The organism is Burkholderia sp. Tr-20390, from assembly GCF_017104595.1.
Taxonomy (GTDB): Bacteria; Pseudomonadota; Gammaproteobacteria; order Burkholderiales; family Burkholderiaceae; genus Burkholderia.
In genome coordinates, this window is the sequence record NZ_JAAGPC010000226.1 from 1 (window position 1) to 12068 (window position 12068).

Below are 12068 nucleotides of genomic sequence, written 5' to 3' on the forward strand. Positions count from 1 at the left end.
TTTTCTCGTCGACGATCCGGCCGCGCATGCCGGCGCGCCGCTCGTCGAGCTGACGGCCGCCCCGCGTTGCGACATCGAGCGCGAGATCTGGCTCGTGGTCCACCCGGACGTGCGCCGGTCGCCGCGCGTGCAGCGTGTCGCCGACGCGATCGCCGAAGCCGTTCACGCGGCGGACGGACGGCTGTAGGCAGTTGCCTCCGCACACGGCTTTGCCATGCGCGCCAGCGGCCGGCATAGTAGCGGTTTGCATTCCGAATTCACCGGACCCGCCGCCATGCCCACCGCCCCCGCCTGCGTCGTTCGCGACGCGACCGACGCCGACCTCGATGCGATCCACGCGATCTATGCGCACCACGTGCACCACAGCGTCGCGTCGTTCGAGGAAACGCCGCCCGACGTCGCCGAACTGCGCGCGCGCCGCGACGCGGTGCTGCGCCACGGGCTGCCATACCTCGTCGCCGAATGCGACAGCCGCGTGGCCGGCTACGCGTACGCGACGCCGTACCGCACGCGCAGCGCGTACCGGTTCACGATCGAGGATTCGATCTACATCGACGATGCGCAGCGCGGGCGCGGGATCGGCCGCGCGCTGCTCGCCGCGCTGATCGAACGCTGCGAGGCCGGCCCGTGGCGACAGATGATCGCGGTGATCGCCGACGGCGGCACCGGCGGCTCGACGTCACTGCATCGCGCGTTCGGCTTCGAGCCGGCCGGCATGCTGAAGGCGGTCGGTTTCAAGCACGGCCGCTGGATCGATACGGCGCTGCTGCAGCGCCCGCTCGGCGACGGCGCCCGCACGCTCCCCGTCTCGCCGGAGCCTCCCACGTCGCGCTAGAATGGCCGCATGTCAAAACAGACTCATTCCACACCCGACGAGGCGGCGCCGGACTCCCGCAACGAGTACACGGTCGACGAACTTGCACGCGTGTCCGACACGACCGTGCGCAATGTCCGTGCGTATCAGGATCGCGGTTTGCTCGCGCCGCCGGAAAAGCGCGGCCGCGTCGGCATCTACGACGACACGCACGTCGCGCGGCTGAAGCTGATCAACCACCTGCTCGCGCGCGGCTACACGCTGTCGAACATCCAGGACCTGATCAAGGCGATCGACGAAGGCCACGACCTGCGCTCGATCCTCGGTCTCGAAAACGCGATCGGCGGCCGCTGGTCGCACGAACTGCCGAAGACCTATTCGCTTGCCGCGCTCGCGCAGATGTTCGGCCCGCAGGCCACCACGCAGCTGTCGCGCGTGACCGAACTCGGCCTGCTCGAACGGCGCGGCCTGTCGTTCGTCGCCAAGAGCCCCGCGCTGCTCGAAGCGGCCGCCGCGATGACCAAGGAAGGCATTCCGCCGCGCGAGCTGCTCGACGTGATCAGCCTCGCACGGCCGCATTTCGACGCGATCGCGCGGCTGCTCGTCGATCTCGTCGTGAAGCGGCTCGACCGCTACGACGCGGGCACGCTGCCGCCCGCCACCGACGTGCCCGAACTGGTCGATGCGATCTGGCGCCTGCGCCCGCTCGCGGCCGTGTTCGTCGAAGGCGAGACGAACCGCGCACTGGAAACCGCGGCGAGCGCGTATCTCGGCGGCCGCGTCGCGACGATCCTCGACAAGAAGCTCAGCGACGAGGCCGCGCGGCAGTCCGGCACACCTTCACCGGAAAACGGCGGCGACGAAGCATAGGCGCGCCGCCGTCATATTGATATCGGCAATGCTTCGTTTGCGGGCGTGATTGCCCATGCGACGATTCTTCCAACCGAGCGGCACCGCCGCTCGCCCGAAGACGTTTTGCATGGAGTCCGTTCGATGATTCGTTTCACCCGCTGGATCGCCCGCACCGCCGCCGTCACCACGCTCGTCGCACTGTCCGCCGCGTCGGCTTTCGCGCAAGGCGGCGCCGACAAGGTCGTGCGCATCGGCTACCAGAAGGCCGGCCTGCTGTCGGTCATCAAGGCGCAAGGTTCGCTCGAAGCGCGGCTCAAGCCGCTCGGCTATGGCGTGCAGTGGTTCGAATTCCCGGCCGGCCCGCAGCTGCTCGAAGCGCTGAACGCGAACAGCATCGACTTCGGCTATACGGGCGCGCCGCCTCCGGTGTTCGCACAGGCGGCCGGCGTGCACTTCGTCTATGTCGGCGCGGAACCGCCGGCGCCGCACAACGAGGCCGTGATCGTGAAGGCCGATTCGCCGATCGGTTCGGTCGCCGGCCTGCGCGGCAAGAAGATCGCGCTGCAGAAGGGCTCGAGCGCGAACTACCTGCTGCTCGAAGCACTGAAACAGGCCGGCGTGCGCTACGACGAAATCCGCCCCGTGTATCTTCCGCCAGCCGACGCGCGCGCCGCATTCGAGAGCGGCAACGTCGATGCGTGGGTCGTCTGGGATCCGTACTACGCGGCCGCGCAGAATGCGCTGAAGGTGCGCACGCTGTCCGACTACACGGGCCTCGCGGCGACCAACAACTTCTACGAAGCGACGCGGGATTTCGCGCAGCAGCATCCGGACGTGGTCGGCGCGATCCTGAAGCAGGCGCGCGAGACGGGCCAGTGGGTCAACACGCATCCGGCCGACACGGCGGCGCTGATCGCACCGAAGGTCGGCCTGCCGCAACCGATTGTCGAGACGTGGATCAAGCGTGTCCCGTTTGGCGCGGTGCCGCTCGACGAAAAGATCGTCGCGGCCCAGCAGCGCGTCGCCGATGCGTTTTATGCGGCGAAGCTGATTCCGCAGAAGCTGAACGTGGCCGACAACGCATGGGTCGACCAAAACGCGCAGCGTGCGCTCGCGGCGAAGTAGGGGGAACCCAGCGCGCAACTTGTCGAAACGGCCGCCGGGCACACGACTCGTCGGCCTTTCTTGTTCTTGTCGAATTTTCGGGAAACGCGGGACGCACTGTCGGCGTTCGCGCCAGCGCGCGAGTCTCGCGTGTGCGTTTATCGTGGACGTCCCTGCACGCCGTGCCGCGCAGCACGCTCCGCCACGCAGGGCCACATCGCTTCGTCCGCAAACAGGCTGCGCGGCGAAACAGTTACAAGTTAATGATTGACGCCACCGCTGCCCAGCGGTTAATGTTTCGGTCGAAGTTCAAGAAGTCCGATTGCTGTTCATCAATTGATCGCTCCTCAGCGGTATTCGTTGTCCTCTCCCTCCTTGACGCTTCAAGCGCTCTTTCCAGAGCAAATCTTCATATTTTTTTCTCAAGGAATCTTCATGGATACCGGTATCGTCAAGTGGTTCAACGACAGCAAAGGCTTTGGCTTCATCACGCCCGACAACGGCGGCGACGATCTCTTCGCTCACTTCTCCGAAATTCGCGCCGACGGCTTCAAAACGCTGGCTGAAAACCAGAAAGTGAGCTTCGAAACGAAGCAAGGCCCGAAGGGTCTGCAAGCGGCCAACATCAAGCCGCTGTAAAGTTTGAAGGACCCGGCCCCCGTAACGGGCGCCGGGTTGCAGCGACATCCTCGCGGAGCCTGGTCTCCCAAAGTTGGCGCGATTGCTCTTGGCTGCATCGGTTCATTCCGCAGCTCGCCGCGCGCCACACGCCTCGTTGCACTTCATTCCCCCTCTGGCTGCCAAGCCCTTTTTCGCTTTACGACTGCGTCGGATTCAGCTCGCAATGGCTTTGAATCGGCATACCCGTGCATATTCCGCACGGCACGCGCGCACTCGAACATCATTAAAATTAAAATGCACAACAAACAAATTCATCAATACAACGGCTATGCCGTCCAACCCTCGGCTCATCGTTTGCCCGACGGTAGTTTTTCATCCAACCTGCTGCTTGAACGCGCCGGTAGCCCACGCACCGAAGGCCGCTACCAGTTCTATTCGCTCGATTACTTCACGAGCGAGGAGCAGGCGTTGCAGCATTCGGCCCGCTGGGCACGCAACTGGGTCGACACGCGCGGTTAAACACAACGCCCGACCCTCAATCCAGCGACGAGCAACGCGCCGGCGGTCCGCGCCGGCCGACTTGCTTCACCAGCCCGCCCCCTCTCCGCCGAACGCGTTCCGTCTGATCAGGCATGCCCAAGCCGGCAATCAGGGCGCGGCGGGCGCACATCGGGAAACACGCCGTCGATCGCTTCGGCCGCGTGTTCCAGCACGTTCGCACGCCGTCCGATGATGACGACCTGCGCATTGCACTGAGCAGCATTCATCGCCGTGGCCAGGTCGACTCCCGTCCCGTCGCCACTCACCGACACCAACCGACTCATCGCATCGCGTCACAGATCGTCGTTCGACGACAACCATTCGGGCTCGTACGCACCCAGCGCGCGCGCCGGATAAAACCATCGCAGCGGCGCACCGTCGATCCGTACGGGCGGCAGGAGCCGGGATGCCGGCCCCCACGACGTCGGTTCGACGTGTTCCGCACGATCACGTTGATCGTCGGCAACCAGTTCGATCACCTCGCTCATCGGCTCCGACCGCAACTGCAACTCAGCCGCCGTGCGCGCCAGCGAAGCGCGCACCTCGGTACCGACGCCCTCTTTCATTCGCGTCGTCAGCCCGCGGATCGCGGTGGTCGCCATCAGGTAACCCGTCGCATGGTCGATCGCCTGGACAGGCAAGTTCACCGGCTCATCACTGCCCGTCACGCGCATACCCGCGTCGGCGATTCCCGTGCTCATTTGAATGAGGCTGTCGAAGCCGCGCCGGTAACGCCATTCACCACTCCAGCCATAAGCGTCGAGCGACACGTCGATGAGCGCGGGATTCAGCTCGCGCCGATGCGCGGCATCGAGCCCGAGGCGCGCGAGCGCGTCCGGCCGGTAACCGTGCACGACGATATCCGCGCTGCGCAGCAACTGCTTGAGCGTATCGAGATCCGCCGCATCCTTCAGGTTCAGCCGCGCACACCGCTTGCCGAGGACGACTTCGGGCACCGTGCCCGGCTCGTCCCAGCCGTACGGATCGATGCGCAGCACGTCGGCACCCAGGCCCGCAAGAAACCGTGTCGCCACGGGGCCGGCGAGAATGCGCGTCAGGTCGAGCACGCGAATGCCGCACAACGGCCGGTCTTTCGAAGGCCGCCAATCATGCGCGACGGCATCGGCCGCGGCACGGACATGCAGCAACGGCTCGGTTGCGACTGCGTTGCCCTGCGGATGCCCGGCCCACTCCTGCGCCGAGTACATCGCCGCGGCACAACCGCCGCGCTCGACGATCGCCTCTTCGAGCGCGCCGGCATCCCAGCGATTCACCGCTTGTGCGACCGACTGCGCATCGGCGGCGCAGCCGAGCACCGACAACGCGGCCAGCCGATGATGCGGCGCGTTCGTGTGCAAGCGGATCCAGCGATCGCGCGCCCGATAGTTGCCGGCCACCGGATCCCATTGAGGCGGCATCGACCAGCCTTGCGGACGCAGCGACGTGCCGAACCATAGCGACGCCATGCGCCGGTCGACCCGAACCGCCGGCAACGTCCCGGTCGCTGCGTGCAGCAATTCGGCAACGGACATCCCTGCCGCGCCGATCGCCGCCGTGGCCATGTCGGTGACGCGAAATGCCGAAACCAGTTCGCCCGCCCCGCTGAAGCTGCACGACTCGAGAAAAGCCGGAGACCCACCCGCCGCGAGCCAGAACGCCCGTAGCTGACGCGACACCCGATCGTCATCGGCCGCTGCCCGCTCTCTCGACATTTGATCGACACCCATGTTCGCCTCGCATGAATCAGGTGACGCAAAGATCGTCTCGCTCGCATTTGCTGTCAACGTTGATTATCCTGATCAACCTGTCGAACGATTCCCCCTGCGCACGATGTCGAACTACCTGAATTCGACCGAAGCCGCGGCAAGGCTCGGTGTCTCGCGGCAAACCCTCTATGCGTACGTCAGCCGCGGCCTGCTTCGCGCGGAGCCAGGCGGCAGCCACCGTGAAAGCCGCTACCTCGCGGCCGATGTCGAGCGCCTCGCGGACCAACGCGCACGCGGCCGCAAGCCGAAGGAAGTGGCGAAGGCCGCGCTGAACTGGGGGTCGCCCGTGCTCGAATCGAGCATCACGTTGATCGATGGCGGCCGGCTCTTCTATCGCGGCGTGGATGCGCTCGATCTCGCTGCCCGCGCGAGTCTCGAGGAAGTCGCGGCGCTGCTGTGGCGATGCGACGAGCTGACTGCTTTCGGCCGTCACGTCCCCACGACGCCATCAGTATTGCGAACGCTCTTCAGACACTACGCCGGTCAACGCACCGAGCAAGCGCTGCTGCCGCTCTTCACCGTCGCGAGCGAGGACGCGCCGACGGCGATCTGGCATCAGTCGGCCGATCGTCAGGCGCAGGGCTGCGGCGATCTCGTGCGGATTCTGGCGGCATGCCTGCTGCGCACCCGGATCGATACCGCCCCCATCCACGCGCAATGCGCGCGGGCATGGGGCGTCGGGCCGGCGGGCGCCGAGCTGATCAGGATGGCGCTCGTGCTGTGTGCGGATCACGAACTGAACGCGTCGAGCTTCACGGGGCGGTGCATCGCGTCGACGAACGCGAGCTTGCGCGCCGTCGTGGTCGGCGGCCTGGCCGGCTTGTCGGGCGAGCGGCACGGCGCCACCACCGCGCGTGGCGAAGCACTGTGGGACGAACTGGGTAATCAGGACGTCGAGCAAAAAATGGTCGCGCGTCTCGCCCGGGGTGACGGCTTGCCGGGCTTCGGGCATGCGCTCTATCCCGATGGCGACGTGCGCGCGACGTATCTGTTGTCGCGGATCCTGCCGCGTCATCCTCGATGGAAACGGATGATCGATACCGGGAGCACGCTCGTCGGCCAGAAGCCCTCGCTCGATCTCGCGCTGGTGGCATTACGCAGACATTTGCGGCTTCCCGTCGGCGCGGCATTCGGCCTGTTCGCGCTCGGCCGGTCGATCGGCTGGATCGCGCACGGGCTGGAGCAGCGCGAGCAATCCGATCTCATCCGGCCGCGTGCGGTTTATACGGGGGCCTGGCCAGACGGCGCCGGGGCGGATCACTCTCGATCTCGCGGACGGGCGGGAAAACAGCAAACGACGCAACCGGCAGCTCCGAAAGACGACATGCTTGCGGCTTTCTTCAGGAGTCGATAGGTTTTTGCTTGATGAAGTCGCGGCACGTCATCGGTGACACGCCAGCGCGTCGTTGGCGTACGGAAGCGGCCAACCACTGACGTTTCGCGGATTTCGCCAACGGGTCGGCAACGCCCCTCCACGGAAATCCGCAAAGACTTTTCTCCAGATTCACGGGATACGAACAGCACACGGCACCTCGATCCGGCAATGCGCGCACCGCGCCAGCGGCACGCGCATGCCCGGCATGCCGGCTTACTTCAGCGCTCCCGCCACCTTCTTCTGCCGCCACAGACACAGCAAGTCACACGCGACATGCGCGGCCGCAATCGCCGTGATGTCCGCGTGGTCGTACGCGGGCGCGACCTCGACCACATCCGCGCCGACCAGGTTCACCGCGCCGAGCGCACGCACGATCGCGAGCGCCTGCGCCGACGACAGCCCGCCCGCGACCGGCGTGCCGGTGCCGGGCGCGAACGCCGGATCGAGACAATCGATATCGAACGTCAGGTACGCCGGCCGCGCGCCGACGATATCGACGATCCGCTCGACCGCTGCACGCGCGCCATGGTCGTGCACCCACGCCGCATCGAGCCGCTCAATGCCGAGAAAGTCGTCGTTCCACGTGCGAATCCCGACCTGCACCGACGTCGCCGGATCGATCAGCCCTTCCTTCACGGCTTTGTAGAACATCGTTCCGTGATTGAGGCTGTCCGGATCGTCGTCGGCCCACGTATCGCAGTGCGCGTCGAAATGGATCAGCGACAGCGGCTTGCCGTAGCGCTCCGCATGCGCGACCAGCAGCGGGTACGTGATGTAGTGGTCGCCGCCGAGCGTCAGCATCTTCGCGCCGGAACCGAGGATCGTGCGCGCATGTTCGACGATCGCGGGCTTGATCGACAGCGGGTTGTGCGCGTCGAACCAGCAATCGCCGTAGTCGACGGCCGCGAGATCGTCGAACGGGTTGAAGCCCCACGGATACGGATGAAGCTCCGCGAGCTGCACGCTGGCCGCACGGATCGCGGCCGGGCCGAGCCGCGCGCCGGAGCGGTAGGTCGTCGCGAGGTCGAGCGGCACGCCGGAGATCGCGACGTCGACGCCGTCGAGCGCGCGCGAATAGTTGCGGCGCATGAACGACAGCACGCCCGCATAGGTGTTTTCGATCGACGAGCCGTACGGCGTCGTGCGACGGATCGCGCCGTCGCCGTGGAGAAGTTCGGTCATGGTCGGACCTGTTTTCGTGGGGAGGCCAGCCCGCCCGGTTCGCCTGAGCGCACGGGCCGGGCACGGCATGGATTCATCGGGCCCGCATCGGCTTGCGCATCCAGTCGCGCGGCCGGGCGGAACGACGACAACGACAACGACAGCAACCACCACATCGACAACGGCAATACCGCGGCGATCATAGCAAGCCGAATTGCAGTCGTTGCCCCGGTTCAACCGGGGCAACGCGCGGAGAAATCCGGCGGCCGCGCCCAGGCGTCGGAGCCCGGCATCGCCGGATTGCCGCGCCGGCGGGCAATCCTCGTGCAGGACGATCCCGGTCGTTTCCTAGAAGGATTCGCCGGTTTTGGCACGCCCTTTCTTCCGGATAATGGCCGACAGCCGCGCGCTCGACCGCGCGCCGTCCACCGCAGACAACAACAAACCGGAGACACCCGCCTTGATCGCCACGCTTCCCGCCACCTACCGCCGGCTCTGGCCGCTCGCCGTCGTCGCCGCGCTGCTATATGGACTGTCGCTCGCCGCGGCGCCCTATCCCGGCCAGGCCGTCGCGAAAGCCGCGATGGGCATCCTGCTGCTCGCGGCGGGCAGCACCTGCGCCGCACCGCGCGAACGCGCGTGGCTGTGCGCGGCGCTCGTGACGGCCGTGCTCGGCGACGTGCTGCTCGCGCTGCCCGACTGGCCGCTGTCGTTCGTCCTCGGCCTCGGCGCGTTCCTGCTCACGCACCTGGGCTACTGCGCGATCTTCATGCGCTGGCGCGCGCGGCCGCACGGCTGGCGCATCGTCGCGCTCGTCGGGCTGTGGATCGCCGCGCCGGCGTTCTACGTGGCGTTCTTCCCGCACCTCGGCGAGTTGATGGCACCGGTCGCCGTCTACATGCTCGTGCTGTGCGCGATGGCGAGCTTCGCGCTCGCCGCCCGCACGCGCGGCCCGCTGGTGGCCATCGGCAGCCTGATCTTCGTCGGCTCCGATACGCTGATCGGCGTCGGCCGCTTCCTCGGCGGTTTTCCGGGCATCGATTACCTGATCTGGGGCCTCTACGCGCTCGCGCAGGTCACGATCGTGGCCGGGGTTTTCCATGAGACAGCCGGTCGACCGATCCGTCCCTGATACCGTTTCAAACAGGCCGCCGCGCGCCGGCGGTCTCGCCCGCACCCTCTCTCGCCCTGTCGACGGCCGTTTCCGCGCATCCCGCGATGCGGAAACCGGCCCGTTCCAAACCCCGCTCAGCCTTTTCCCGCCTGGCTTCCGGCCCTTAGAGCGCCGCTTCTAGCCTCTTGCGGTTTCCGGGTTCACCCACTATCGTTACATCAAACAATGTAACATTCGAAAATGAGCCAAATCGGAGACACCCGGATGAATGCTCGCACGTTGCCTTTCGGTCCGCCCGGCCCCGACGGCCTGGACGAAACCATCGACATCGCCATCATCGGCACCGGCTTCGCCGGCCTCGGGATGGCGATCCGCCTGCGTCAAACAGGCGTGACCGACTTCGTCGTCCTCGAAAAGGCCGCGTCGGTCGGCGGCACGTGGCGCGACAATCATTACCCCGGGTGTGCATGCGACGTGCAATCGCACGTCTATTCGTTCTCGTTCGCGCCGAACCCGCGCTGGACGCGCATGTTCGCGCCGCAGCCGGAAATCCGCGCCTATCTGGAAGACTGCGTGCAGCGCTTCGGCGTCGGCCCGCACCTGCGCCTGAACCACGAACTGCAGCGCGCCGAGTACGACGAAGCCGCGCAACGCTGGCGCCTCACGTTCGCGAACGGCAAGCGGCTGTCCGCGCGCGTGCTGGTATCGGGGATGGGCGGGCTGTCGCGCGCCGCGCTGCCGTCGATTCCCGGCGTCGAGAACTTCAAGGGCCGCGCGTTCCACTCGCAGCAGTGGGATCACGACTACGCGCTCGAAGGCAAGCGCGTCGCGGTGATCGGCACCGGCGCGAGCGCGATCCAGTTCGTGCCGCAGATCGCGCCGCGCGTGAAGGCGCTCGCGCTGTTCCAGCGCACGCCGCCGTGGATCATGCCGAAGCCCGACCGCAACCTGACCGGGTTCGAGAAGTGGCTGTTCCGCACGCTGCCGTTCACGCAGAAGGCCGTGCGCAGCAGCATCTACTGGATGCTCGAATCGCGCGTGCTCGGCTTCGCGATCCATCCGTCGCTGATGAAGAACGTGCAGAAGCTCGCGCTGCGCCACATCCGCAAGCAGATTCCCGATCCGGAGCTGCGCAAGACCGTCACGCCGAACTACACGCTCGGCTGCAAGCGCGTGCTGATCTCGAACGACTACTACCCGGCGCTGTCGCGCAAGAACGTCGACGTGATCACGACCGGCATCGACCACATCGAAGCCGACGCGGTCGTGACGACCGACGGCAAGCGTCATGAAGTCGACTGCCTGATCTACGGCACCGGCTTCCAGGTGGCCGATCCGTATCCGCGCGGCGCGATCATCGGCCGCGGCGGGCTCGACATCGTCGACGCATGGCGCGACGGCGCGCACGCGTATCTCGGCTCGACGCTGCCCGGCTACCCGAACTTCTTCATGATCGTTGGCCCGAACACGGGCCTCGGCCACAACTCGATGGTGTTCATGATCGAGTCGCAGATCGAGTACATCCTCGGCGCACTGCAGGCGATGCGTCGCGAACGGGCGGACGCGCTCGAGGTGCGCCCGCTCGTCGAGGCGCAGTTCAACAGCGACCTGCAAGGCAAGCTCAAGAAGGCGATCTGGTCGACGGGCGGCTGCAAGAGCTGGTACCTCGATCCGCGCACCGGCAAGAACACGACGCTGTGGCCGGGCTTCACGTGGCGCTTCCGCCAGGCGACCGCGCACTTCTCGATCGCCGACTACCACGCGTATCGCGCGCCGCAACACGACACCACTGCGCGGCCCGCCGCCGCGCCCGCCGCTTCCGCTTCGACTTCCCCGTCCGCCGAAGCGGCCTGAGCCAGACAAGGAGCCACCGACATGAGAGATTTCGCCAACAAGGTCGCCGCCATCACGGGTGCCGGCTCGGGCATGGGCCGCTCGCTCGCGATCCAGCTCGCGCAGGCCGGCTGCCACGTCGCGCTCGCCGACAAGAACGGCGTCGGCCTCGCTGAAACCGAACGGATCGTCCGCGCGATCGCGCCGAACGTGCGCGTGTCGACGCGCGTGCTGGACGTCGGCGACCGTGACGCGATGTTCGCGTGGGCCGACGACACCGCGAAGGAACACGGCAAGGTCAACCTGATCTTCAACAACGCGGGCGTCGCGCTGTCGAGCACGATCGAAGGGATGGAATACAGCGATCTCGAGTGGATCGTGAACATCAACTTCTGGGGCGTCGTGCACGGCACGAAGGCGTTCCTGCCGCACCTGAAAGCCTCGGGCGACGGCCACGTGATCAACACGTCGAGCATCTTCGGGATCTTCGCGCAGCCGGGCATGAGCGGCTACAACGCAACCAAGTTCGCGGTGCGCGGCTTCACCGAATCGCTGCGCCAGGAACTCGACATGATGAAGTGCGGCGTGTCGGCGACCTGCGTGCATCCGGGCGGCATCCGCACGAACATCGCGCAATCGAGCCGCGTCGCGAAGAACATGGTCGGCTTCATCGTCGAGAGCGAACAGCAAGGCAAGGACAGCTTCGAGAAGTTCTTCATCACGACCGCCGACGATGCCGCGCGCACGATCCTCGCCGGCGTGCGCAAGAACAAGCGCCGCGTGCTGATCGGCCGCGACGCGAAGGGCGCGGACTGGATGGCGCGCATCCTGCCCGCCGCGTACCAGGCGCTCGTCGTGCTCGCGACGCGCCGCGAGGCCGCGAAGGCC

General features: G+C 66.6%; 12 protein-coding genes and 1 pseudogene. 10 read left to right on the plus strand and 3 right to left on the minus strand.

What is annotated here, in order from left to right; genetic code table 11:
- The 6 genes and pseudogenes from G3N98_RS35010 to G3N98_RS35035 all read left to right on the plus strand — a co-directional run.
- Positions 1-187, plus strand: a pseudogene (locus G3N98_RS35010) (LysR family transcriptional regulator); the annotation flags it as partial.
- A gap of 87 nt (positions 188-274) precedes the next feature.
- Positions 275-835 (plus strand): GNAT family N-acetyltransferase, encoded by a 561-nt coding sequence (locus tag G3N98_RS35015; RefSeq protein ID WP_206150694.1) that lies wholly within the window; start codon positions 275-277, stop codon positions 833-835.
- Positions 836-844: 9 nt separating this feature from the next.
- Positions 845-1684: a MerR family transcriptional regulator gene (locus tag G3N98_RS35020; protein ID WP_089427206.1), complete on the plus strand. Its 840-nt coding sequence runs from the start codon at positions 845-847 to the stop codon at positions 1682-1684.
- 123 nt (positions 1685-1807) lie between these two features.
- Positions 1808-2791, plus strand: a complete 984-nt coding sequence (locus G3N98_RS35025) for a sulfonate ABC transporter substrate-binding protein (RefSeq protein WP_175237647.1) — start codon at positions 1808-1810, stop codon at positions 2789-2791.
- A gap of 414 nt (positions 2792-3205) precedes the next feature.
- Positions 3206-3409, plus strand: a complete 204-nt coding sequence (locus G3N98_RS35030) for a cold-shock protein (RefSeq protein ID WP_006485974.1) — start codon at positions 3206-3208, stop codon at positions 3407-3409.
- A 276-nt stretch (positions 3410-3685) separates the two neighbouring features.
- On the plus strand, positions 3686-3910 hold the full coding sequence (locus G3N98_RS35035; protein ID WP_089475116.1) for a hypothetical protein: 225 nt from the start codon (positions 3686-3688) through the stop codon (positions 3908-3910).
- Positions 3911-4017: 107 nt separating this feature from the next.
- Here G3N98_RS35035 and G3N98_RS35040 read toward each other — a convergent pair whose 3' ends face one another.
- Both G3N98_RS35040 and G3N98_RS35045 read right to left on the minus strand, forming a co-directional pair.
- Positions 4018-4215, minus strand: coding sequence for a hypothetical protein (locus G3N98_RS35040; protein ID WP_206150695.1), 198 nt, complete (start codon positions 4213-4215; stop codon positions 4018-4020).
- 9 nt (positions 4216-4224) lie between these two features.
- Complete coding sequence (locus G3N98_RS35045) at positions 4225-5643, minus strand: CoA transferase (RefSeq protein ID WP_241026223.1); 1419 nt, start codon at positions 5641-5643, stop codon at positions 4225-4227.
- A gap of 118 nt (positions 5644-5761) precedes the next feature.
- Here G3N98_RS35045 and G3N98_RS35050 point away from each other — a divergent pair, with 118 nt between their 5' ends.
- Positions 5762-7051: a citrate synthase family protein gene (locus tag G3N98_RS35050; RefSeq protein WP_206150699.1), complete on the plus strand. Its 1290-nt coding sequence runs from the start codon at positions 5762-5764 to the stop codon at positions 7049-7051.
- A gap of 234 nt (positions 7052-7285) precedes the next feature.
- On the opposite strand, the gene speB is transcribed toward G3N98_RS35050, so the two are convergent.
- The gene (speB, locus tag G3N98_RS35055) at positions 7286-8254 is read right to left on the minus strand and encodes an agmatinase (RefSeq protein ID WP_071332370.1); all 969 of its coding nucleotides are present in this window, start codon (positions 8252-8254) and stop codon (positions 7286-7288) included.
- Between the two features lie 439 nt (positions 8255-8693).
- On the opposite strand from speB, the gene G3N98_RS35060 reads away from it, so the two are divergent.
- From G3N98_RS35060 to G3N98_RS35070, 3 genes are all read left to right on the plus strand, one after another.
- Positions 8694-9365, plus strand: a complete 672-nt coding sequence (locus G3N98_RS35060; protein WP_089475682.1) for a lysoplasmalogenase — start codon at positions 8694-8696, stop codon at positions 9363-9365.
- Between the two features lie 246 nt (positions 9366-9611).
- The gene (locus G3N98_RS35065; protein WP_206150697.1) at positions 9612-11201 is read left to right on the plus strand and encodes an NAD(P)/FAD-dependent oxidoreductase; all 1590 of its coding nucleotides are present in this window, start codon (positions 9612-9614) and stop codon (positions 11199-11201) included.
- A gap of 21 nt (positions 11202-11222) precedes the next feature.
- Positions 11223-12068: SDR family oxidoreductase (locus tag G3N98_RS35070; RefSeq protein ID WP_206150698.1), on the plus strand; the 846-nt coding region annotated here is incomplete at its 3' end.

Bases quoted from the DNA above. Each gene is read 5' to 3' on its own strand.
- G3N98_RS35045 (WP_241026223.1), bottom strand. From the start codon at position 5,643: ATGTCGAGAGAGCGGGCAGCGGCCGATGACGATCGGGTGTCGCGTCAG.
- speB (WP_071332370.1), bottom strand. From the start codon at position 8,254: ATGACCGAACTTCTCCACGGCGACGGCGCGATCCGTCGCACGACGCCG.
- G3N98_RS35035 (WP_089475116.1), top strand. From the start codon at position 3,686: ATGCACAACAAACAAATTCATCAATACAACGGCTATGCCGTCCAACCC.
- G3N98_RS35015 (WP_206150694.1), top strand. From the start codon at position 275: ATGCCCACCGCCCCCGCCTGCGTCGTTCGCGACGCGACCGACGCCGAC.
- G3N98_RS35020 (WP_089427206.1), top strand. From the start codon at position 845: ATGTCAAAACAGACTCATTCCACACCCGACGAGGCGGCGCCGGACTCC.
- G3N98_RS35050 (WP_206150699.1), top strand. From the start codon at position 5,762: ATGTCGAACTACCTGAATTCGACCGAAGCCGCGGCAAGGCTCGGTGTC.
- G3N98_RS35030 (WP_006485974.1), top strand. From the start codon at position 3,206: ATGGATACCGGTATCGTCAAGTGGTTCAACGACAGCAAAGGCTTTGGC.
- G3N98_RS35025 (WP_175237647.1), top strand. From the start codon at position 1,808: ATGATTCGTTTCACCCGCTGGATCGCCCGCACCGCCGCCGTCACCACG.
- G3N98_RS35040 (WP_206150695.1), bottom strand. From the start codon at position 4,215: ATGAGTCGGTTGGTGTCGGTGAGTGGCGACGGGACGGGAGTCGACCTG.
- G3N98_RS35065 (WP_206150697.1), top strand. From the start codon at position 9,612: ATGAATGCTCGCACGTTGCCTTTCGGTCCGCCCGGCCCCGACGGCCTG.